The organism is Paenibacillus plantarum, from assembly GCF_013141695.1.
Classification (GTDB): Bacteria; Bacillota; Bacilli; order Paenibacillales; family NBRC-103111; genus Paenibacillus_E; species Paenibacillus_E plantarum.
The window spans coordinates 169,811-192,591 of sequence record NZ_WHNY01000082.1 but is presented as its reverse complement, the minus strand read 5'-3'; the positions used below and the strand labels follow the sequence as shown (position 1 = coordinate 192,591).

Annotated in this window: 19 protein-coding genes and 1 other annotated feature; of the genes, 16 read left to right on the top strand and 3 right to left on the bottom strand. The window is 45.1% G+C overall.

Annotation, left to right across the window (positions count from 1 at the left end; translation table 11 throughout):
• Complete coding sequence (locus tag GC096_RS34110) at positions 1–1,395, top strand: sensor histidine kinase (RefSeq protein ID WP_171636877.1); 1,395 nt, start codon at positions 1–3, stop codon at positions 1,393–1,395.
• Between the two features lie 80 nt (positions 1,396–1,475).
• On the opposite strand, the gene GC096_RS34105 is transcribed toward GC096_RS34110, so the two are convergent.
• A complete protein-coding gene (locus GC096_RS34105) occupies positions 1,476–2,525 on the bottom strand; it encodes a rod shape-determining protein (RefSeq protein ID WP_171636875.1) in 1,050 nt (349 codons plus the stop codon).
• A gap of 257 nt (positions 2,526–2,782) precedes the next feature.
• Between GC096_RS34105 and GC096_RS34100 the strand changes: the two genes are divergently transcribed.
• The 12 genes from GC096_RS34100 to GC096_RS34045 all read left to right on the top strand — a co-directional run bounded on the left by GC096_RS34100 (position 2,783) and on the right by GC096_RS34045 (position 15,237).
• Entirely contained in the window at positions 2,783–3,211 is a 429-nt protein-coding gene (locus GC096_RS34100; protein WP_171636874.1) for a GNAT family N-acetyltransferase, read from the top strand.
• Positions 3,212–3,254: 43 nt separating this feature from the next.
• Entirely contained in the window at positions 3,255–4,049 is a 795-nt protein-coding gene (locus GC096_RS34095) for a Nif3-like dinuclear metal center hexameric protein (protein ID WP_171636872.1), read from the top strand.
• Between the two features lie 43 nt (positions 4,050–4,092).
• The gene (locus tag GC096_RS34090) at positions 4,093–4,602 is read left to right on the top strand and encodes a GrpB family protein (protein WP_171636870.1); all 510 of its coding nucleotides are present in this window, start codon (positions 4,093–4,095) and stop codon (positions 4,600–4,602) included.
• A 6-nt stretch (positions 4,603–4,608) separates the two neighbouring features.
• Positions 4,609–5,592, top strand: coding sequence for a glycoside hydrolase family 43 protein (locus GC096_RS34085; RefSeq protein WP_171636868.1), 984 nt, complete (start codon positions 4,609–4,611; stop codon positions 5,590–5,592).
• A gap of 18 nt (positions 5,593–5,610) precedes the next feature.
• On the top strand, positions 5,611–6,570 hold the full coding sequence (locus tag GC096_RS34080; RefSeq protein WP_246303156.1) for a D-2-hydroxyacid dehydrogenase family protein: 960 nt from the start codon (positions 5,611–5,613) through the stop codon (positions 6,568–6,570).
• Positions 6,571–6,648: 78 nt separating this feature from the next.
• Positions 6,649–7,179 carry a hypothetical protein gene (locus tag GC096_RS34075; protein WP_171636866.1) on the top strand — a complete coding sequence of 177 codons (531 nt, stop codon included), beginning with the start codon at positions 6,649–6,651 and terminating at the stop codon, positions 7,177–7,179.
• A gap of 151 nt (positions 7,180–7,330) precedes the next feature.
• Positions 7,331–8,767 (top strand): SWIM zinc finger family protein, encoded by a 1,437-nt coding sequence (locus GC096_RS34070; RefSeq protein WP_171636864.1) that lies wholly within the window; start codon positions 7,331–7,333, stop codon positions 8,765–8,767.
• Between the two features lie 24 nt (positions 8,768–8,791).
• On the top strand, positions 8,792–10,018 hold the full coding sequence (locus tag GC096_RS34065; RefSeq protein WP_171636862.1) for a HEAT repeat domain-containing protein: 1,227 nt from the start codon (positions 8,792–8,794) through the stop codon (positions 10,016–10,018).
• Entirely contained in the window at positions 9,942–10,631 is a 690-nt protein-coding gene (locus GC096_RS34060; protein WP_171636860.1) for a hypothetical protein, read from the top strand. Before GC096_RS34065 ends, GC096_RS34060 begins: the two co-directional genes overlap by 77 nt.
• The gene (locus tag GC096_RS34055; protein ID WP_171636933.1) at positions 10,607–11,698 is read left to right on the top strand and encodes an ATP-binding protein; all 1,092 of its coding nucleotides are present in this window, start codon (positions 10,607–10,609) and stop codon (positions 11,696–11,698) included. The genes GC096_RS34060 and GC096_RS34055 overlap by 25 nt, the downstream gene beginning before the upstream one ends.
• Positions 11,656–14,022 carry a DUF5682 family protein gene (locus GC096_RS34050; RefSeq protein WP_171636858.1) on the top strand — a complete coding sequence of 789 codons (2,367 nt, stop codon included), beginning with the start codon at positions 11,656–11,658 and terminating at the stop codon, positions 14,020–14,022. The genes GC096_RS34055 and GC096_RS34050 overlap by 43 nt, the downstream gene beginning before the upstream one ends.
• Positions 14,023–14,025: 3 nt before the next feature.
• Positions 14,026–15,237, top strand: a complete 1,212-nt coding sequence (locus GC096_RS34045; protein ID WP_171636856.1) for a VWA domain-containing protein — start codon at positions 14,026–14,028, stop codon at positions 15,235–15,237.
• 401 nt (positions 15,238–15,638) lie between these two features.
• On the opposite strand, the gene GC096_RS34040 is transcribed toward GC096_RS34045, so the two are convergent.
• Positions 15,639–16,505: an AraC family transcriptional regulator gene (locus tag GC096_RS34040; RefSeq protein WP_171636854.1), complete on the bottom strand. Its 867-nt coding sequence runs from the start codon at positions 16,503–16,505 to the stop codon at positions 15,639–15,641.
• Positions 16,506–16,613: 108 nt separating this feature from the next.
• Between GC096_RS34040 and GC096_RS34035 the strand changes: the two genes are divergently transcribed.
• From GC096_RS34035 to GC096_RS34025, 3 genes are all read left to right on the top strand, one after another.
• The gene (locus tag GC096_RS34035) at positions 16,614–17,615 is read left to right on the top strand and encodes a glycoside hydrolase family 130 protein (RefSeq protein WP_171636853.1); all 1,002 of its coding nucleotides are present in this window, start codon (positions 16,614–16,616) and stop codon (positions 17,613–17,615) included.
• A 54-nt stretch (positions 17,616–17,669) separates the two neighbouring features.
• Positions 17,670–17,926 (top strand) — a binding site (T-box leader).
• An 83-nt stretch (positions 17,927–18,009) separates the two neighbouring features.
• Positions 18,010–21,090 (top strand): isoleucine--tRNA ligase, encoded by a 3,081-nt coding sequence (gene ileS, locus GC096_RS34030; RefSeq protein ID WP_171636851.1) that lies wholly within the window; start codon positions 18,010–18,012, stop codon positions 21,088–21,090.
• An 86-nt stretch (positions 21,091–21,176) separates the two neighbouring features.
• Positions 21,177–21,620 carry a cell wall hydrolase gene (locus GC096_RS34025; RefSeq protein WP_171636849.1) on the top strand — a complete coding sequence of 148 codons (444 nt, stop codon included), beginning with the start codon at positions 21,177–21,179 and terminating at the stop codon, positions 21,618–21,620.
• 61 nt (positions 21,621–21,681) lie between these two features.
• Here GC096_RS34025 and GC096_RS34020 read toward each other — a convergent pair whose 3' ends face one another.
• Positions 21,682–22,776, bottom strand: a complete 1,095-nt coding sequence (locus GC096_RS34020) for a phosphodiester glycosidase family protein (protein ID WP_216626349.1) — start codon at positions 22,774–22,776, stop codon at positions 21,682–21,684.
• Between the last annotated feature and the right edge of the window lie 5 nt (positions 22,777–22,781).

Below are 22,781 nucleotides of genomic sequence, written 5' to 3'. Positions count from 1 at the left end.
ATGAATTTTATTCTAATGGCTGCTATGTCTTTGGTACCTCTATTTTTGGGTATGTCTTGCAAAATGCTGTTTAAAACGAAACTAACAAACGCCATGGTACTTTTCATGTTCTTCATGAGCATATGGCAATTAGATGTCAGTGTGTTATATAGCAACGACGTGATGAAAACGGATACGATCTTATTTCTGTTCCAACTCTTGCGAATTGGGTCGATTATGCTGCCTCCTGCATTTTTGTATGTTGGTTATATCTCTTTAAAACATCTATCCAAAGATGAAGCGAAGTGGATGAATCTAATCATAAATAAATATACGCTTTCCATTTATGCTTTGTGGTCTCTATTTATTTATATCATCAATTGGACAGATTTTGGTGTACTAGGGTTAAAGTCGATCCAAGGCATCGGTAACCAGATTACCATTTTGTACCCGATCTATGGTGAATGGGGAAGCTTATTTGTTAACCACATTAAATTATTAGTCGTAAGTATTCTATTAACATTAGTCGCAAGTAGAAAAGTAACGGATAAATATGTAAGAAATTTCCTGACTTTATTTAGTCTTACTTTCCTATTAACGTATATGATCGGCGTATTGAATTTACAGGCAGGCACTTTCATTTATTCAAGCCAAATTGCGGTCATGATGTTTTCTATCATTATCTTCTTTATTTTTGTTCATATGAGTACAAGAATGATAAGAGACACCTCGCAAATTTTGAAAAGGAAAGAGAAAGAAGAACAAATTGAGATATCGACTTCTGGACTCATTCATGAAATTAATAATCCGCTTACGGTTGTGAAAGGATATTCCGACCTCTTATCACGAAACGAGGAGCTGGATGGCAACGCCAAAGGGATGGTTAATCATATTGGGATTGCTGGCGACCATATGAACAGCATCCTTACGAATTATAATCATTTTATCAAAAGTGGCAAAATCCAAACGGAGGAAGCTGACATTCTGGATGTTCTGAAAGAATCCATTGCCTTGACTTCCATCCAAACGCAAGAAAAGAATGTAAGCATCGAATTCCATCAACATAAAAGTATCATCGTTTCGGTAGATCGAGATAAAGTCAGACAAGTCTTCATCAATTTAATCAATAATAGTATTGATGCGATGGAGAAGTCAGCTCGTAAAGTTCTTAAGATTGATTACTATGCGAAGAACAATGAGATTCATATCCTATTAACAGACTCTGGGACTGGTATTCATCCAGATGAAATGGAGCACATTTTCACACCTTTTCATACAACCAAGAAAACAGGTATGGGACTCGGCTTGTCGATTTCGCAACGCATCATCAACTCCCATGGCGGTTATATTGAAATCGTAACTAGTTCGGAAGAAGGTACGGAACTGAAGGTGATCATGCCACTCTGGTCCGAATAACATAGACATACAACGTAATTCATGACCAAAAAGCTTAGTCTACGGGACATTTGACATTCCCTCACAGACTAAGCTTTTTATTATTGACTAACAGCGATTTGTTCTTCCCTCGAGTTTTCCTGCATAAGAGGTTTGCTTTTCGATCTGTACACACCAAGCATTAAACCTGTGCCTAGTGCCGTACACTCGAGTGGATGTTCAGCGATATGAACGGCAACTCCAGTATCAGCACGAATACGTTCATCAATTCCTTCCAGTAACGCGCCGCCTCCACAGAGCAATATGCCTTGTTCCATGACATCGCCTGCCAGTTCTGGCGGACAAAGCTCTAACGTTGCTCGAATTGCTTCGATCAAAGCATCCAAGAACTCATTAACCACCGTGAATATTTCACTTGAAACCAATCGGATGGATCGAGGTAAACCAAGTACCAAATCACGTCCGCGGATCTCTATCGAGCGTTCCTCCGTTGAACGGATAGCCGTTCCGATTTGGATTTTAATAAGCTCTGCGGTGCGTTCACCGATTTCCATGTTATATTGACGTTTCACATAATCCATAATATCGCGATCGATCGAAAGACCACCTCGGTTGATCGTATGACTTGCGACGATACCACCAAGTGACAATACAGCTACTTGACAAGTCCCCCCACCAATATCGAGAACTAAGTGACCAATGGGTTCGTCGAGCATAAGTCCAGCTCCAAGCGCCGCTGCAATGGGTTCTTCGATAGCAATTGCTTTTTTGGCTCCACGATGAACGATGGTTTCTTCAATCGCTCGTTTTTGGACGTTCGTAATGCCGCACGGCACCGTAATGTAAATTTGCGAACTACGAAGAAAAGAGGGTCTACCTTGAATTTTTTTTATAAAATGGTTCAGCATCGAGCTGGTCTTGTCAAAATTTGCAATGACACCATGTATTAAAGGATACGTGATATCCACATGCGCGGGGGCTCGTCCAATCATCGCTTGCGCTTCTGATCCTGCAGCTAATAATTCACCTGTATGTTGATCAAATGCGACGACAGAAGGTTCATTTAGCACAATTCCTTTACCTTTTTCAAAAATAACTGTGTTGGACGTACCTAAATCAATCCCAAATAACTTATCGAACTGTTTGAACATTACTTGTTTCCTCCTTTGAATTGTAATCAGGCCTAGTGGGGAGGTGGCATTCACGTCTGTATAGTATTCTTGTTCATTTGCAGTTTTAAGGGGGCTGAAGACAAAGGAAATATTTATAAGATGACGAATTGTTAACTAACCCAACTAGAAGGAAATCTTCCAGACCAAGGTGATTGTATGAAAACAACGATATATATGGAACAAACTGATGATGGGAACGAGCCGAAAATCGAAGGATAAAGGAGCGTCGGATACATTTGATTCGTGAAGCAGAAAAAACAGATCGAGATCAATTATTCGGACTCTATCGAATGTTAGTTCCGAATAGCAAGAAAATGAATGTGTTTGAAGAACAAATCGAAAAAATCAGAATGGATCCTACAAATTTTTTATTCGTTTATGAGGAAGAGGGAGAACTTTTAGGAACCCTCACATTAAACATATGTCTTCAAGCCCTACATGGCTTAAGACCATATGGTTTGGTTGAAAATATTATTGTTCATGAAAATCATCGTGGTAAGCATATTGGCAGTGCACTTTTACAGCATGTTGAAGCGTACTGTGTATCCATAGATTGCCATAAAATAATGCTACTTAGTAACGCTAAGCGTGAGAAAGCTCACATGTTTTTCGAAAAGGAAGGTTATAACGGATCAGTTAGCAAGGGATTCAAAAAATATTTATAAAATTAAGAATCAGTAAATACATGAATAAGATGAGGGACTAACAATGCGTGTAAACATACAAACAGTTATCGAGGCGTTGATCTCCCCGGTCGCGAGACTCGAGCACACGGTCGATACGCTAATGTTCGGCAATCCTGACACTGAAGTGACCGGTATTGTGATCGCCTTCATGCCGACACAATTTGTTATTGAGCAAGCGATTAGCCTGGGAGCGAATCTTATAATTGCACACGAAGCACCCTTTTTTTCACATCATGATGATACAACAAAACTAAAAGATGATCCTGTCTATGAGGAAAAGCGACGACTTCTGGAAACATCGGGGATTGCGTTATTTCGATTCCACGATTACTTGCACCGTTATACACCAGATGGTGTCATGGAGGGATTGCTTCAGACTCTCGATTGGATACCTTACGTACAGGAGCATCATCCTGCATACTCTATCGTGCAAATTCCAACTGAAACCGTGTTCAATATCGCAGAGCATGTGAAGAAACGCCTTGGAATTACCTTCGTACGCGCACATGGTGACCGTGAACTCGCGTGTTCAAAGATCGGCCTTCTCGCAGGTTATCGTGGTGGTGGTCAGAATGCGCTTCCGCTATTCGAAAGAGAGCAACTGGACCTAATTATTTATGGGGAGGGTCCAGAATGGGAAACGCCTGAGTATGTAAGGGATGCTGTCTATCAAGGAAGACATAAGGCATTAATCGTGCTTGGTCATGCGGAGAGTGAAGAGCCTGGAATGGAATTTCTGGCAAATAAACTTAGAAGCATATTTCCCGAGATTCCTGTTCACTACGTGAAAGAAAGAGCGATTTTTCACGTATTATAAGCAGAGTGAAGTCTTTTGTTCCGAAAATGAAAGGGGGATGCCTGTGGTACAAGAAGTTGTCATCGAAGCTTATCATTCAGATTGGATCCGAGAATTCGAAAATGAAAAAAAGAAACTATCTCAAGTGTTACCGAGCAATGCAATCCAAATCGAGCATATCGGAAGCACCTCAATCAGTGGGATGCCGTCCAAGCCGATCCTAGATATCGCTGTAAGTGTGAATAATCTCGACGAAGCTGATATGTTTATTGAACCCTTAAGTACACTAGGCTATGAATATGTTCCTAAAATGGAATTTCCTAATCGTAGGTTTTTTCGGAAGGGAGAGCGGAAGAAGGGCACACATCACCTTCATGTTTATGAACAAAGCAGTGACGAATGGAACAATAACCTACTCTTCCGTAATTATCTAAGAAGCCATCCAAAGCAAGCAGAAGCGTATGCCGAGCTTAAAAAGCACCTTGCTTCCATGTATGTTGAAGATAGAGCTACGTATACGCAAATGAAAGCACCTTTCATTCAATCGATTATTGAATTAGCCCAAAGGAGTTGATTTCATATGCCTGTTTATAATTCCGCTTGTGATGTAAATAATCCACAAAAAGGCCATTTGCTGGCTGACATCCCTGCACACGACCCTTTTGTTTTTGCCGATAGCCATAGTGGCGTTTATTATTTGTACACGGGAGGCTCACCAAAGTTACATGGGATGGAAAGTTACGGCGTCCTCACGTATAAAAGCACGAATTTAACTGAATGGGAAGGTCCTTATATCGTATTCACTGTTCCTGAAGGATGTTGGGCTCATCCGCAGCATGGTGCTTGGGCACCAGAAGTACATGCGTATAAGGGGAATTTCTATCTGTTCGTCACCTTACATAATAATGAAAAGCGATTAGAAGGGGAACCGATTCAAGGGTTTTCCAAGCATTGGAGAGGGTCCGTTATAGCTGTTAGCGATTCACTGGAAGGACCGTTTCAATTATTGAACAATGAGTCCCATGTTCTTCCTGAAACGATGATGACACTTGACGGCACTTTATATGTGGACGAAAATGAAATACCTTGGATGGTTTACTGTCATGAGTGGATTCAGACCATTGATGGTACAATCGAAGCTGTACGTTTGAAGGAAGATTTAACCGAAGCGGTTGGTGAACCGATTCATTTGTTCAGCGGCTCGGAAGCGCTGTGGGATAACGAAGAAGCACTCGCTGAAGGCGATATTCGTGTTTATGTCACGGACGGTTGCCAATTGTATCGAACGTCAGGTGGTCATCTGATTATGCTGTGGTCCAGTTATCAGGCAGGCAGTTATGTGCAGACGATCGCCAGGTCAACTACTGGCAATGTGCAAGGTCCGTGGGAACAGCTTCCTCCACTAGTGAAAGATGACAGTGGTCATGGGATGATGTTCCGGACATTTGAAGGAACCTGGATGCTGATCCTTCATCAACCTTTTCAAATGCCCAAATCGAGGTGTAAATTGTTCGAAATGGTAGACACGGGAGATAGCTTCCAAGTGGTTCGCCAAATAGATTAATACGAAGGAGATATCGTTATGATGAAACTACGCTGTGCTATATTAGATGATTACCAGCAAGTAGCTTTGACTTCTGCGGATTGGTCGCAGATTTTGGATAAGGTGGAGGTCAAGCGGATCGATCGGCATATCGACCAAATCGAGGAATTGGTTGAAAAGATTGCAGACTGCGAGATTATCGTCATTATGCGCGAAAGGACGCCTTTCCGCGCGGCATTACTAGCAAGGCTTCCTAAGCTAAAGTTGCTCATCACGACTGGTATGCGCAATGCTTCTGTCGATATGGCCGCCGCTGCGTCGCAAGGTATTGTCGTCTGCGGTACGGGAGGAGCTGGCAATGCAACAGCCGAACTCACATGGGCGCTGTTATTAGGCCTTGCTCGAAACATTGTCACTGAACACAATGCGGTTCGCAATGGTCAATGGCAAAGCACAGTTGGCTCGGATTTGTACGGGAAGACGCTTGGCGTAATTGGACTTGGTAATCTCGGTAAGAAGATTGCCAAATTTGGCCAAGCTTTTGGCATGGATGTTATGGCATGGAGTCAGAATTTAACGAAAGAGCGGGCTGACGAGGTCGGTGTGCGACTTGCCCCTTCCAAAGAGGAGCTGCTGGCGAACAGTGATTTTGTATCGATTCATCTAGTTCTAAGTGACCGGACAAGAGGGTTGATTCAAGCGGAAGATCTTAAGCGAATGAGGTCTTCGGCCTATTTGATCAACACGTCACGAGCTCCGATCGTAGATCAAGCTGCTCTTGCCGAAGCTTTGCAGGGCGGCTGGATTGCTGGAGCGGCTGTGGATGTTTTCGAAGTTGAACCTTTGCCCAAGGACGATATCTATCGATCACTCCCGAATCTACTCACGACACCGCATATTGGCTATGTAGCGAAAGCGAATTATGAAGCCTTTTACAAACAAGTAGTTGAAGATATTGAAGCCTATTTATCGGGAACGTCAGTTCGAAGGTTGAATTAATTAATCACATTAACCTAACCATTGGCATGACAGGTGCACAGATAGGCTCGACAACTAACGAAACTAGGAGGTGTGCAAGTGGAATACGTGAGGGATTATGCCATGTACGCTTCTGTTTTTGGGTTGTTCAGCTTTATCTGGTTCGGCTGGGCGCAAGAAAATCCGAGGGCTAGCTGGCGATTATATCTTGGTCTTGCTTCTGGGATTGCTCTTATCATTTGTTTGATTGGTGTTTATTTAAGCGTGAAGAATTGGGAGGAACCCTCGGCTTTAGCGGAATCCTCTGCCTTCCGGAACTATCTGATTTCGTTTTATGCAGAATTTGTTTTGGGTGGTACAGGTGCGTTTGTACTGATCCGTAAGAAACTTAAAGCCTATGTCGCTCCCTGGATCGCTTTTATCGTTGGTATACATTTCATTAGTTTGAAAAGTGTATTTGATGATCCAAGCTTATGGTTACTTGCCGCGCTAAAGGTAGCCGTTTCGATTATAGCGGTGCGAGTAGCTCCTAAGCTCCGAGTGGCGAATAGTGCGATAACGGGCATTGGAGCTGGTACGGTGTTGTTCGGCTACGCGATATTAGGGTTGATTCGATTTATGTCGGTGTAGTGTGTTGTTAAAAGAAACAGAAAATGGAACCTGAGACTATGTCTCAGGTTTTTTACATACACATGCATTATGGCATAGATTTGCCCATGAAAAAGGAAATTTAGGGATTGTGTGGAAATGGATTGTATGACCAAGTTATAAGGAGTACAAAATGAATCATTTAACCGAAGCCTATGTAGACAGTCTGGCACTCAATAGCAGTGCGATCAAGAATGGCAAAGATTTGGTGAAGAAAAACAGCTTTCCGCAGCTCTGTCAATCAGAAGATGGAACGATCATTTTTGGAGAATGCAAGGGAAGTGGCAAGGATCCCTATCAATGTTCTGTCGATGTCATCAAGGAAGGCAATCCAGTCTTCAGGTGTACATGTCCAAGCCGTCAATTCCCTTGCAAACACAATCTCGGATTGATGTATGCCTTCACTTCAGGTAAGACTTTTACGATTGCTCCCATTCCGCAAGATATTGCTGACAAAAGAGAAAAAGCTGAAAAACGGGAAGAGAAGCAGAAGGAAGCTACCGCCACAGATGCTCCTGCTCCTAAGCGTAAACCGAACAAGTCGGCACTAATCAAAAAAATAACAGCACAATTAGAGGGAATAAGTATAGCTGAGAAATTGATTCTTCAATTGGTTACTTCTGGGCTTGGCAGCTTGGATAAAAAAGCACTTCAAACGGCTGAAGAGCAGGCGAAACAGTTAGGTAATTACTTCATCCCGGGCATCCAATCCGCACTTAGAGAGTTCATACTGTTATTCAGAAGCGAGCAAGCGCGAGAAAACGTATATCCTGTCAGCATTGAACAACTTACTACCCTACATACGTTGCTTAAGAAAAGTAAAGAGTACCTGACCAGCAGATTGGAAAATCCAGATCTGCCTATCGATACAGCAACAACCTTGGAAGAATGGATCGGGCATGCTTGGCAAATCGCCGAGTTAAGAGAACTTTCCCGTGTGCGCAACGACATTGAGCTATTGCAATTATCGTTCCGATCTTACTCGAACTCTGCGAGAGGGGAGTTCATCGATGAAGGATATTGGGCTGAGCTTCCAAGTAGTCAAATCCACATCACACGAACGTACAGACCCTTTCGGGCAGCCAAATATATTCGTGAAGAAGACTCTGTTTTTCAGGTCGTACATGCGAAAGAACTTGCAGTTTACCCTGGTGAACTGAACACAAGGGTGCGATTCGAGGACGCGACATACCGCGAGGCGGGAGCGGAGGATTTTCAGAACATCCAACAATTCGCTTCGAAATCATACCCAGATGTTATCAAACAAGTGAAAAATCTCATCAAAAACCCACTTTCTGATAAGCATCCGGTTGTATTGCTTCATTATGCAGAAATCAAACAGACTGAAACTTGCTATATCTTACTAGATGAACAGGGCAAGCAACTCCCCCTAGCTAACATTTCGTATCTTCAGGAGTCAACAACCTCTTTGTTATCCATGTTAGCGAAGCCGCACCTAGCGAATCAGGTGATGCTTGTCATGTTTGAACATAATTGGGCGAATAATCGGCTTGAGGCGCAGCCACTGAGTATTATTGCTGCAAATGAAGTCATTCGCCTGCTGTATTGATGAATAGAACTAGGAGACGATTCCATGAGTATAGACATATTGTTCGAGCTGCAGCATGAAGTGCGGCGTTTGTTTATCGCAGGGAGCGGGATGGCTGCCGGTGATTTACGGTTGCAGAAGATGCTGCCCCAATTAAACAAGCTGGGCGAATCAGCACCGGTTTTTAAGCGGATCGCACAGTCCGTTAGTCAAGTCTTGGAAACAGGAACAAGTCATTCAGCTGAGAAGCTGTTGGAGCTTGGGACGCTGCTGAACTCGGTGCTGTACACACAAGGGAAGACGGAGTCCCCAGATGTGCTCACCCCTGTAGCAGCAATTGATAGTACATGTACACCTCCCACTTCGATTCCTTATCGCAAAGTGTATCCGCTGATCGAAGCGTTGACGCAGAAGGGTCAAGGACGTATGGAGCAGCTGCGCCTTGGGCATGAAGAACAGCTGTTTCATGATTTGCGCGTAATACCAGCGGCCGTTACTGCTTTAGAAGACAGCTATGCGGAGATCCCTGATTTCCTTCAAAATAAGGTCATACCAGCACTTGGAGCAGCAGCGATTCCTGCTCTGAAGCAGCAATTTAAGTTGGACGGTGGCAAAGGGGACGCCAGAAGGCTGGAGCTTCTTCATCGTTTGCTACCTGTAGCAGATATAGAACTGGTTCTGCTAGCTGCCAAGGATGGATCGACAGAAGTCCGTTCTACGGCCATTGAGCTGTTGAGTGACTTCCCAGAACAGGAAGCTTTCATTTTGGAGCAGGTTGATGACAAGAAGAAGGAGATCCGTAGAGCCGCACTGTTCGCCTTGTCTCGTCTTGGAACAGCGGAAGCCATTGCCCGCTTATATCAAGCGCTTAATTCCAAGGATCAGGATATAGCCATTGAGCCGATCCAATTGTGTCAAGCCAATGAGCTGACTCGAAGCATTGTTGATCACGCTACAACGATGATTAACCACATTAACAATCGCACCAATGTCGTCGAGTCCAAGCAACAATTGATGGCCGATATCCGCAGTTTACATGGCAAAAGAGTGCCTGAAGTCGCTGCCTTGTTAGAACTCATGCTGACTTCGCCCAGCTTTATCGTTCCAGAAACGGAAGCGTTACAGGAGGCAGCTGCAAATCTATTGTTGGAATTGGATCTGCCGGAGGCGAATCAATTCGCAGTATCCTTGCACGTTGCCTACAACCGTAAATTCATTGCGTATAGCTTCCGAGCAGCGTTGCGAATACTTCCACCAGTCGGATGTTTATGAACGTTATTGCCATGATCTCATAGATAAAAAATCAACAGCAGCTAAGGATTTACTTCGTGTTCTGTACGAGGTGACGCCATCGTTGCATGCCCAATTGTATGCCAATGACGCTGTCGCTTCTTCCGATCTATCGCAATGGGATCCTAGATGGATTTACCTCTTCATACAATTGGATGAAGAAGAGCTGGTGGGCAGATTTGCTCAAGAATCAGACCCGAAAGTGACAGCTTATCTTATTAAGAAGTGTGAAGAACATCCTAACTTTACGCACGCGAAAACATCACATTCCTTGCTGATCTTATTCCGTCAAAACAGTCCAGAAGCACCTAAACTTCTCATGAATCTTCTGGAGAAAGGCGGAAATAAGCAGTTCTACTACTTGGATCGCATCCAACTTTTGCTGCTTACGCTGTTGCCTAAGCCATATGCGGATAGATTGCGACAGTTCGCAGAAGGTTTATCCTATCAGGGTATGAAAAGTCAATTGCTGGACATCGCTGATTCGATTGCGGCAAAACAGGAATTTGAACCAGAAAATGGACCTGAAGATCGTTTAATTTATGCAGAGAAGGGACAGGGATTATGGGGATGGATCAAAAGCAAGATGTCGTAAGATTGCCCTCCGAGAGGTTGTATGCTGAAGAATTAGAGGCTTTGAAAACGCTAGATCAGGATGCCAAGCCTGCTGGCTGGCAGCTCTCTCCGAAAGCCGTGCTTACTTTTCTAACAGGCGGACAAGTAAAAGGAATTACCATCACACCTAAATATATTGGGAATAAAAGATTAGTAGAAATGGCTATCGCTACGCTATTAACGGATCGAGCTTTGATGTTAATTGGGGAGCCAGGGACAGCGAAGTCTTGGCTTTCGGAGAATTTGACCGCTGCAATAACGGGGGATTCCGGCAAGGTCATCCAAGGTACAGCGGGTACGAGCGAGGAGCATATCCGATATTCGTGGAATTATGCGATGCTGCTGGCACAAGGACCTTCTGATCAGGCGATCATTAAAAGCCCTATCTTCCGCGCGATGGAATCTGGCCAAATTGCACGATTCGAAGAGATTTCCCGCTGCGCGTCAGAGGTACAAGACGCTCTGATTTCGATTCTATCAGAGAAAACCATTTCGATTCCGGAGTTGGGTAGAGAACTGTTCGCAACTAGAGGTTTCTCGATCATCGCGACAGCCAATACGCGTGACCGTGGCGTGAATGAGATGTCAGCGGCATTGAAGCGCCGCTTTAACATCATTGTGCTTCCGTCACCAACAGAGATTGAGACGGAAGTAGAGATTGTTCGCAAGCGGGTCAGCGAAATCTCAGCCAGCTATGAACTGAAAGCGACGCTTCCAGACGAGGAGGCGGTGTTGAAGGTTGTGACGATTTTCCGCGAGCTGCGAAGCGGAATGACGCTTGACGGCAAAGAAAAGGTGAAAGGGCCGAGCGGTGTTATTTCGACAGCAGAAGCAATTTCACTGCTTACAGGCAGTATGGCTCTTGCTGGAAGCTTCGGCAGTGGTCGCATCAGTGAGGAAGATATCGCAGCAGGGCTTCAAGGTGCGATTGTCAAGGACGAAGAGAAGGATCGCCTCGTCTGGAAGGAATATCTTGAAAATGTGATGAAAAAGCGGGGATCGACATGGAGAAATCTGTACTTCGCGTGTTCGGAGATGAACAAGTAGACACTAGTCAGGGGTTTCATGTTTTCGGAATTCGACATCTATCGCCTGCAGGGGCGCATCACCTTCTAGCTTTTTTAGAAGAGATCCAGCCTACGATTGTGCTCATCGAAGGTCCTAGCGATGCAAGTCATTTGATTCGCGAGCTGACATCACTGGGCGTTGTACCGCCGATTGCCATTTTGGCCTACACGGACGGGTTGCCTGTAAGAACACTCTTATATCCGTATGCTAATTATTCACCGGAGTATCAGGCTTTTGTGTGGGCTAGCCAGAACCAAGCGCAAGCTGCATTTATAGATTTGCCGTCTGTTCATGCTTTGGCGTTATATGAACAGCGGCATCTTAAGCGAATTGCAACCGATTCTCAATCACAAGAGCCAGAAGACTTTACCATGTATGCTACGGAACAAAGCACGCTCTATCAACGGATCGCTGAACTTTCGGAGGAGCCTGACTATGAGGCGTATTGGGAGCGGCATTTTGAGCATAATTTGAATCCGGATGCCTATCGGCAAAGTATTCATCAGTTTTCCAAGCAAATGCGGGAGCTTACTTCAAGTCAGGAGCTGCTGCTTGCCCCTCAGGAAGCTGCTTACAATGAAATCCGTGAATCGTATATGAGGCGTAAAATTCAAGATGCTATAGCTGATGGTCATACCCCAGATAAAATTGTTGTCGTCACAGGTGCACATCATGCCTCAGCGATGAATTTGCAAGCCCCGGCAATGACGGATGCAGAGTTAAAAGTTTTGCCAAAAACAACAACCAAACTGACGCTGATGCCATACTCATTCTATAAGCTATCTTCGCATTCCGGGTATGGTGCTGGGAATCAAGCTCCTGCGTACTACGAGTTGTTTTGGCAGTGTCTGCAAAGCGGCGATCTTAATAAGCTTCCTGCTCTTTATTTCTCACAAGTAGCGGCTCATTTAAGAGCGCATGGCACTTATCGGTCGACAGCTTCGCTTATCGAGGCTGTTAGGCTTGCAGAGGCGCTTGCCTCCATGCACGACGGAAACTTACCGACCTGGAAAGATTTGCGCGACGCGGCGATTGTATGCCTTGGTAATGGCGAACTTTCGACGATTGCCGAGGCATTGGCAAGAACGGATGTTGGCACAGCCATTGGTCGTTTGCCCGAAGGCGTTAGTCAAACGCCCATTCAAGATGATTTGAATAGAGAGCTTAAGAGACTTAAGCTGGATAAGTATAAAACTGCGGTAGCCACGACGCTCGAGTTGGACCTGCGGGAGAATCGTAGAGTGAAGTCCGAGGAAGCGGCGTATATGCACTTAAAGCGTTCTATTCTTTTACAGCGATTGGAACTGTTAGGTATTCAGTTTGCCAGGAAAGAACGTGTCCATCAAGATTCCGCCTCCTGGGCTGAGAATTGGGTGCTTCGCTGGACGCCAGAATCCGAGATCCAGGCGGTGGAGTCCACCTTGAAGGGGGAGACCATCGAGTTGGCAGCGGCTTTCGTACTGAAGGAGAAGCTGGAGACTTGCGCAGACATCGCGGAAGCTTCGCGCATGATTCGTATCGCTTGCGATTGCCATTTAACGGAGCTCATGGATCAAGCCATAACCACGCTGCAAGGTCTTGCCGTTGACGCGGGCAACTTTGAACAGATAGCTGTCGCGGCTTATGAACTATCTGTTCTGATCCGATATGGATCAATTCGCCGCATTGAAACGGAATCGCTAGTTCCGCTGCTCCAGCAGCTATTTCTTCGGGGAACGCTGTTGCTTGTCGATGCTGCTGGCTGCAACGACGATGCGGCTGGGGGGATGGTGCGCGGGATTCAGTCGCTCCATACCGTTGCCCAAGAACATTATAACCAAGTCGATGAAGGCTTATGGTTCAACAAACTGCAGGATTTGGCTTCGCGAGATGATCGGAATGCGAAGTTGTCAGGCTTCGCCTTCGCGATTCTGCTTGAACGTAATGAGATAGCGGATGAACAGGTTGAACGGGAGGTTTCACGCCGGCTGTCTCCTGGGATTCCCGTCGACCTAGGTGCAGGGTGGTTTGAAGGAATGTCCATGCGCAACCGATATGCTCTATTATCAAGGGTAACGCTATGGCAGCAACTCGATGCGTATATCGGTTCGTTGCAGAAGGACGCCTTCCATCGCTCGCTTGTCTTTCTGCGTCGATCTTTCAGCTCATTCGAGCCTAGGGAGAAGGCGGCAGTGGCTGAAATGATAGGTGACATTTGGGGTGTTGGTGCAGATACAGCAGGTGCTGCTTTACAGCAACCTTTAAGCGAGGAAGAGAAGGAGAAGCTGGATGAGCTCAATGAATTTGATTTTGGGGATTTGTAGCCTATGACAACGATCAATCCAGAGCAAATGAAACGTTGGCGGTTGATATTAGGCGCAGCTTCTGAAGAGAAGTTGCAGTCGTATGGTACAGGAGAAGCTATGCTCGACGAAGAGTCTCGTCTCATGGATGAGGCGCTTGCAGCCATTTATGATGATACAGGCGGCGTCATCACTGACGATGCCACCCAGACCGGCCATTCACGTAAAGCAGCCGGACTGGGGCCATCGTCACCCAAGCTAGCCAAGTGGCTTGGCGATATCCGTACCTTTTTCCCTCCAGATGTCGTGTCTGTTATCCAGTCCGATGCCATCGAGCGCAAGGGCTTGAAGCAGTTGCTCTTTGAGCCAGAACTGCTTTCTCAAGTTAAGCCTGACATTCAGATGGTGGCGACATTAATGGCGCTCAAAGGGAAAATACCAGAGAAAACGAAAGATACCGCGAGGCAACTCGTCAAAGCGGTTGTCGACGAAATCGTGAAACGACTATCACAGGATTTACGACGTGCAGTTACTGGCGCACTCAACCGCAGGCAGCATTCACCACTGCCATCTGCATCGGGTTTGGACTGGAACACAACGATCCGTAAGAATTTGAAGAACTACAACCAAGAGAGGGGACTCTTGCTGCCAGATAAGGTTTATTTCTTCGATCGCGCTAGGCGGAGCAAGGAGTGGACCGTCATTCTAGATATCGACCAGAGCGGTTCCATGGCGGGCTCAGTCATTTACGCTTCGATCATCGGTTCGATCTTCGCCAGCATGCCCGCTTTGGATACGCGAGTGGTGGCCTTTGATACGGAGGTTGTGGATTTAAGCGAACAATGTGCAACGGATCCCGTTGACATGTTGTTTGGGATTCAGCTTGGCGGGGGGACGGATATTAACAAATCCCTCGCGTATTGCTCATCTTTTATCGCAGAGCCGAAGAAAACGTTGTTTATCTTGGTCTCGGATCTCTATGAAGGCGGCAACCGAACAGAGATGATACAACGATTGCTCGACATGCATCAATCTGGTGTGAAAACCATCTGTTTACTTGCTTTAACAGACCAAGGTGTGCCTTCTTACGACGATGCTGTTGCGAAAAAGCTAGCTCAGCAGGGCATCCCATGTTTTGGCTGTTCACCAGATAAGCTGCCTGAGTTGATTGAAGGTGCGTTGAAAGGGCAAGACCTCTCGGTACTTGCTGAGCGTGTGAAGCAGGGGCAGAAGTAGCGTAGGTGGTGCTGGGTAGGAACGCTCAGGAAGCGGACGCGAGATCTCGCCGATCGGATGCGTTGGTTGCGCTTGGTTTTGGAGGGGTTCCCAGGTCACGCATCTGTTTTAACTGGAAAATATACAGCTATTTCCGATGGATTTCCTTGGGAAATTGAATTAACTGTAAAACATGTAGGTAAAACTTCCGTTTTTGTTCGGATTGGCTATAATCCCCAAAATTAACTACAGGTTTTCCATCTATTCTGTGTTTGTTCAGAAAATCCCACCATTTAACTGGATAAAATCCATCTATTCACCAAGCGCACTCACATCACACAGGAGAAATACGAAATCCCCGCCTCTAGCATGCAGAAATACCCGACCGAGCGCCAGCTCAGTCGGGTATTTCTATTTCAGTCTCACTTCAGCTGTATCCTCATAGAGGCCCTATACTGGGTAGGTGAAATCTCTACATGTTTTAGGAAATTACGACTAAAGCTAGCGAACGATTCGTAGCCGACTTCAAACGCGATATCTGTTACCTTCATTTCGGTTGTTGCTAACAAACTACAAGCGTGTCGAATACGCGTTTCCTGAAGCAGGGTTACAAAGGTCACGCCAAGATGTTGAGATAAGATTTGCGTCACCCTTGAAGGATGACAATGGAAATGAGCGCCGATCAACTCCAACGTTAGCGGGTCACGATAGTGCGTATGAATATAGCGAAGTATGGCCCATGGTAAGGCGGTTTTGGACGACAATTCGGATACATTCGGCTGTACGTCTGAGCTGCTAGGATGGAGCCTGTACAGAAATGCAAGTATACGTTGGAGCTCCCCTTTCAAGAGAAGAGGCTGCCAGATATCAACGGATTGCTCATATTCACGAAGCATTCCTTGCAATTTCTGTCTTACGAGCTCACTTTGTTCAGCACTCAAGTCATAGTGAGTTAAGAATGGATTGTTATCCGAGAGAAGCAAGCGCTCCGCTGGATCCCCAAGTAGCTCCAATCCAAACATACAGTTGAACAGAATGAGTGGACTGCCAGGATTCGCAGTGATTTCATGCACTTGATAAGGAAGCAGTAGGGTAAAGGTTCCAGGTTGCATAGGATGTACTTGCCCGTTAACGGTTTCGTAACCGTAGCCCTCAACAACCAAAGAGAATTCCAAGAAATCATGACGATGGCTGGGAAAATGCTGGTCAACTCGATTAATGGATAAATGAAAAGGGAATGTCCCGATATTAGGATAATCCGATAATTGCTTATTGATGGGAAATGTCATGAGAATCACTGCCTATTCAAGAAATGAGAGGTTTGTTCAAGGATTGATAGGTATAGTAAGCATACTTATTGTAACCTATTGATAGATAAGAATGAAGGAGGAACTCTCATGACTTTAACCATTGGTTCATTAACATCCAGTTCTGTTATTACAAGACATCCTGCTAACCCGATCCTCACGGCAGATTCCGTGCCCTATCCTACAGCGCTTACATTCAATGCTGGCGTTACCAAATTCCAAGGCCAATATATTATGGTGTTCCGTAATGACCACGGCTCTGTCAAGGATCAAACGTTAGAGCCTTCGCATACAACCGATCTAGGCCTTGCCTACAGCAAAGACGGCATTCATTGGGATGTACAGTCGAAACCTTGTTGGAAGTTGTATGACGAGGAAATCACACGCGTCTATGACCCTCGACTTACCGTGATGGACGGACGTGTTTACATGTGCTTCGCGGTAGATACACGCCATGGTGTTAGAGGTGGGATTGCGGTAACGGATGATTTTGATAAATTTGAAATTTTGTCCATGTCAGCACCAGACAACCGGAATATGGTTCTTTTTCCTGAGAAAATTAATGGTAATTATGTACGTCTGGAACGTCCTTTCCCGGTTTACAGCCGCGGGAAAGATCAATTTGATATTTGGATTTCGCAGTCGCCTGATCTCAAATACTGGGGAGATACGGATCTCCTACTAGGTGTAGAACATGTTCCATATGCGAATGATAAAATTGGACCTGCCGCACCGCCAATTCGTACGTCCAAGGGTTGGTTAACGACGATCCATGCCGTTGATATCGATTCAAACCGTGGTAAAAATGGCTGGGAGGCATCGTGGAAAAAGCGTTATACAGCAGGTTTAATGCTGCTTGATTTGGAAAACCCGAAGAAGGTTATCGGACTTTATAAGGAGCCATTATTAGCACCCGAAGTTAGTTACGAAACAGATGGGGGCTTCCGTAATGATGTCATTTTCCCAGGCGGCATGATTCTTGAAGATGATGGTGAAGTGAAAATCTACTATGGAGCAGCAGATACAGTTGAATGTTTGGCAACTGCTCATGTGGATGATTTGGTGAAGTTATGTTTGGAAGGAAATAAATAGCGCCTGTTGACATTTGCTGATGAAGATGCAAGAATGAGTTAACTAAATGTTCGAATAAATTCATTGACGAGAAAGAGTATAAGGAGCCCTTGATCCACAGAGAGTTGGCAGTTGCTGAGAGCCAATGTTCAAGACTTCGTAGAAAATCCTCTCCGAGAAGGAAAGCTGAAGCATGTGAGTAAGCTAACCCGGGTTCCAGCCGTTACTAAGGATGCGTATGATGGTACGTAGTTAGAGGTGTCGTAAGATTATGATAATCATAATCCTTACGGAACTAGGGTGGTATCGCGAGATGAAATCTCGTCCCTTATGGGACGGGATTTTTTGTGTTTTTCAAATAACCTTTTCGTCAAGGAACGAACGTTAAGTTGGATGAATTGAGAGGATGAGACCTATGAGAAAAGTGGATGTAAAAGAAAAGGCAAGGACGCGAGAGCTCCGTGTTCTTGAACAGTGGAAACAGAATGACACATTTCGCAAATCAATTGAAAACAGAGAGGGACAACCCAACTTTGTTTTTTATGAAGGTCCCCCAACAGCGAATGGTGAGCCGCATATCGGACATGTGCTGGGACGAGTAATTAAAGATTTCATCGGTCGCTACAAAACGATGTCAGGCTTCCGCGTCATACGCAAAGCAGGGTGGGATACACATGGGCTTCCTGTTGAGCTAGGCGTAGAGAAGAAGCTAGGTATTTCTGGCAAACAGGAAATCGAATCCTATGGAGTCGCCAAATTCGTGGAGGCGTGTAAGCTCAGCGTTTTCGAATATGAGAAGCAGTGGCGTGAAATGACCGAAGCGATCGCCTACTGGACGGACATGGAGAACCCCTATGTCACACTAACTAATGATTATATCGAAAGTGTTTGGCATATTTTATCCACGATTCATGCGAAAGGGCATCTATACAAAGGTCATCGCGTAAGCCCATATTGCCCAGATTGCCAAACAACACTCAGCTCACACGAAGTTGCCCAAGGTTATGAAGATGTGAAAGATCTGAGTGCCACTGTGAAATTCACAAGTAAGAACGCAGATGAACATTTCCTGGCATGGACGACTACGCCATGGACATTGCCTGCCAATGTCGCTTTAGCTGTCAATAAAGATGTCGATTATGTCAAAGTCAAACAGCATGGTGAAGTGTACATCGTAGCACACAACCTTGTTGATAAGATCATGAAAGGGGAGTATGAACTCCTATCCACGCATAAAGGTGCCGAATTTGTAGGAACACCTTATATGGCACCTTTTGATTATTCACAAGTTACGAAAGGACATATCGTCGTAGACGCAGACTATGTTAGCGACACTAGCGGTACGGGGATCGTCCATATTGCACCAGCTCACGGAGAAGATGATTATCGCACCGTACGCCAACATGAATTGGATTTCGTAAATGTGGTGGATGCTAGAGGTCGTTACGTCGATCAGGTCATCGATTTTGCCGGTCGTTTTGTGAAGGATTGCGATATTGATATCGTTAAAAACTTATCTGAGCGTGGTCTGTTGTTTTCGAAGGAACGTTATGAGCATAGCTATCCATTCTGCTGGCGCTGTAAATCGCCGCTTCTCTATTATGCGACGGAGAGTTGGTTCATCCAAACAACGGCTATTAAAGATCAGTTAATTGCGAACAACAGTCAAATCACATGGTATCCTTCGCATCTGCGGGAAGGTCGGTTTGGGAAATTCTTAGAAGAACTTGTCGATTGGAATATCAGCAGGAATCGCTATTGGGGTACGCCACTCAACGTTTGGATCTGCGAAGAATGCAAAGCAGAATATGCACCTCACAGCCACAAGGACCTACGTGATAAATCAATTGATCAGATCGAGGAAAGCCTTGAGCTGCATAAGCCGTACGTGGATCAGGTGAAGCTGCGCTGCGCTTGCGGCGGTACCATGCATAGAACCTCGGAAGTCATTGACGTCTGGTTCGATAGCGGCTCCATGCCATTTGCCCAGTATCATCAGCCATTTGAGAACAAAGAACTGTTTCAAGAGCAGTATCCCGCGGATATGATCTGCGAGGGGATCGATCAGACGCGCGGCTGGTTTTTCAGCTTGCTGGCAGTCTCTACCCTTTATAATGGGCAAATCCCGTATAAATCCGTCTTATCTACAGGGCATGTTCTGGATGAGAATGGACAAAAAATGTCCAAGAGCAAGGGCAATGGGATAGATCCTTGGGAAATCATCAACGAATTCGGCACCGATGCATTCCGATGGGCCTTGTTATCCGATAGCGCACCCTGGAGCAGCAAGAAATTTTCTAAGCAGATTGTCGCCGAGGCTAAATCCAAAGTCATTGATACGATCAACAATACACATGCTTTCTATGCGTTGTATGCACAAATTGATCAATATCAACCAGATAACCATCCGCAGATAACTTCCGTGAATGTGTTAGATCGATGGATTCTATCTAGATTGAACAGTACTTTGCAACATGTTGTAAAAGGACTAGAAATCAATGATTTCTTAAACCCGGCGAAGCAAATTGAAACGTTCGTAGATGAACTGAGCAATTGGTATATCCGACGCTCGCGAGATCGGTTCTGGGGAAGCGAATGGACCGAAGATAAAATTGCTGCTTATCAAACCTTACGTCATGTTCTGCTAACACTCGCACAACTGATTGCTCCCTACACACCACTTATTGCAGATGATCTCTATGCGAATTTGGGAGGCAAGGGGAGTGTGCATCTTACCGATTATCCGAAAATGGACGAAACGTTATACGATGTATCATTGGAGAATGAGATGGAAACCGTGAGGCAAATCGTGGAATTGGCTCGCAATATCCGGAATGAAACGGGAATCAAGACTCGGATGCCGCTTTCGGAGTTATACGTTTCGTTTGACGGTGCGCGTAATATTGGCGGTTTTGAAGATATCATCCAAGATGAGATCAATGTGAAATCGATCCATATCGTATCGAGTGATGTCGGCTTCGTACGGTTTACTTTCAAGTTAAACTTGAAAGCTGCAGGTAAAAAGTTCGGGAAATTCGTGGGACCCGTGCAAGCTCAGTTGAAGCAGCTATCAGCTCTAGAAGCAAAAGCAGTGATGGACAACGGCTTCCTGGATATGATGATTGATGGCGAAGAGCTGCACATTCTGCTTGAGGATTTACTTATCGAGAAACAAGCGAATGAAGGTTATGCTTCCGTATCAGGTTACCAAATGACGGTTGCCTTAAACACGACAATGACGGAAGAGTTAGAACAGGAAGGGTTAGTTAGAGAGGTCATTCGAGCAATTCAAGATTATCGCAAAAAGATAGGACTCCCGATCGAAAAACGCATCGATCTGGTTCTAGCTGTAGACGCAGAGTTACAAACTGCTTTAGAACGGTTTGACCATGTTCTACATGAACATGTGCTGCTAAATAGTGTTCGATATGCAACTGAGCCCAACATGGAAACCGTTTCGTATGGAGAGAGCAAGTTCAGTTTACTTATCGTGTAAAAAGAATGTATGAATAGTTAAGTGTCACATTTCCACTTCACCTACAATATGATGGGTCTAGACATATACTCAATTGAGGTGAGCGAATGGCAGTCGTGAAAGCTAGAAAGCAGGATATCGACATGTTGGCAAGGTTGCTTCGGGCTGAAGCTGAGACCGAAGGCGAAACGGGTATGTTTCTTGTTGGAAATGTTGGCATTAATCGAATAAGAGCGAATTGCTCCGATTTCAAAAATCTCCGGACAATTCCCCAAATGATCAACCAACCGCATGCGTTTGAAGCGTTGCAGCACGGGTTGTATTATCAAAATGCAAGAGAAAGAGAGCGTCGCATTGCACAAAGAGCTGTGGATGGGGAGCGGGCTTGGCCAGGTAAATTTTCACTTTGGTATTTTCGACCGGGAACGTTCGACAATCCTGGACCTTGTCCAGATACCTGGTATAATCAGCCGATAGCAGGCCGCTACAAGAAGCACTGTTTTTATGAGCCGACCGCCAAAGAATGTCAAAATGTTTACAATACGTTTTAATAGTACGAATAGAATCGTTAAACGAGAAGAAAGAGCTGCCAATGGGCAGCTCTTTTTATTGTTATTTATTATTTAATTGATTGTGTTCCGCAAGGTAACCTGGATTATCATAAGCACCACCAGGATCAATATCGCTCACACCTTCCCATACATTTACAACATTCACCTGATCCGGGTGTTCAAAAATAAGGAGTCCTGAAGGCAGCCTTCTTTCGCCATATCGGCTTGATGGATGCGTGATGAGATCACGCCCGACGACCATTTCAGAGGAAGCACCTCCGTCTAAGAAACCGGCATTAACACAACCTTCTTTCAGTAAAAGGTCTTGGACATCTTTTAAAGAAGCGCCGATACTTTTGGTCTGACGTCCATCAATGACGATCATTACAATAACGCCATCTGCGCGTTGACCAATGGCTGTCCGCGGGTTCAGACCATCTCCAACGATGGGGAGTGCTTTACCATTTGCAATGATGCGCGGATAGAAAGAAACAGCGTCCGTCACATGCAAGGCTAAGAGCTCATCAATCGAATATTTTCCAATAATTAATTTCCCCGTATGGTCAAACGCGACGACTTGTTGAGGTACAGTACCATCAACGCTTGTATACAGAATCTTACCTCCAGACATAATAACCCCAATGGGAGCGAACCCATTTCCTAGGCCTTGGGGGTCATCGAAGCCTCCACCATTAATACCTGCAAGCGCCCCTGTACGATTCACCATCGAACTAATCGTTTCCCCTTGACCCACTTTACTTGGCACAACGACACGAATTGCTCTCGGATCGTATACCACCATTTTTTTGCCGACCCAGCCACGTCCTGCGATATCTTCAACATCTATGACCTTGCCATCCTGTTTCTGAATCGTGATAGCATTCAAATCTTGCTTCTCAATGGCGTTATTTTCACTCATTTGCTGGACATTTTGAATCATTTCATCCCGTTTCTTCACACCTACAAAAATCCATGCCCACTCCCGATGTTGGGTAGCAATAAAGGTATCCGCAAGAAACAGGCGAATTTTCGATCCTGGGGGAGTTAAGAACAGAAAGCTTACAGATAGAAATACAATAATTATACAAATGAATATGGAACGTTTCAGCCAGCTCACGCTTTGTTCATGTTTGTAAGTAATACCCGCTAGCTTCATGATAA

What these genes read in the sequence shown, in the direction of transcription:
- ileS (WP_171636851.1), top strand. Translation starts at nt 18,010, where the DNA reads ATGAGAAAAGTGGATGTAAAAGAAAAGGCAAGGACGCGAGAGCTCCGT.
- GC096_RS34105 (WP_171636875.1), bottom strand. Translation starts at nt 2,525, where the DNA reads ATGTTCAAACAGTTCGATAAGTTATTTGGGATTGATTTAGGTACGTCC.
- GC096_RS34040 (WP_171636854.1), bottom strand. Translation starts at nt 16,505, where the DNA reads ATGACATTTCCCATCAATAAGCAATTATCGGATTATCCTAATATCGGG.
- GC096_RS34070 (WP_171636864.1), top strand. Translation starts at nt 7,331, where the DNA reads ATGAATCATTTAACCGAAGCCTATGTAGACAGTCTGGCACTCAATAGC.
- GC096_RS34045 (WP_171636856.1), top strand. Translation starts at nt 14,026, where the DNA reads ATGACAACGATCAATCCAGAGCAAATGAAACGTTGGCGGTTGATATTA.
- GC096_RS34025 (WP_171636849.1), top strand. Translation starts at nt 21,177, where the DNA reads ATGGCAGTCGTGAAAGCTAGAAAGCAGGATATCGACATGTTGGCAAGG.
- GC096_RS34080 (WP_246303156.1), top strand. Translation starts at nt 5,611, where the DNA reads ATGATGAAACTACGCTGTGCTATATTAGATGATTACCAGCAAGTAGCT.
- GC096_RS34050 (WP_171636858.1), top strand. Translation starts at nt 11,656, where the DNA reads ATGGAGAAATCTGTACTTCGCGTGTTCGGAGATGAACAAGTAGACACT.
- GC096_RS34095 (WP_171636872.1), top strand. Translation starts at nt 3,255, where the DNA reads ATGCGTGTAAACATACAAACAGTTATCGAGGCGTTGATCTCCCCGGTC.
- GC096_RS34065 (WP_171636862.1), top strand. Translation starts at nt 8,792, where the DNA reads ATGAGTATAGACATATTGTTCGAGCTGCAGCATGAAGTGCGGCGTTTG.
- GC096_RS34035 (WP_171636853.1), top strand. Translation starts at nt 16,614, where the DNA reads ATGACTTTAACCATTGGTTCATTAACATCCAGTTCTGTTATTACAAGA.
- GC096_RS34055 (WP_171636933.1), top strand. Translation starts at nt 10,607, where the DNA reads ATGGATCAAAAGCAAGATGTCGTAAGATTGCCCTCCGAGAGGTTGTAT.
- GC096_RS34110 (WP_171636877.1), top strand. Translation starts at nt 1, where the DNA reads ATGAATTTTATTCTAATGGCTGCTATGTCTTTGGTACCTCTATTTTTG.
- GC096_RS34085 (WP_171636868.1), top strand. Translation starts at nt 4,609, where the DNA reads ATGCCTGTTTATAATTCCGCTTGTGATGTAAATAATCCACAAAAAGGC.
- GC096_RS34020 (WP_216626349.1), bottom strand. Translation starts at nt 22,776, where the DNA reads ATGAAGCTAGCGGGTATTACTTACAAACATGAACAAAGCGTGAGCTGG.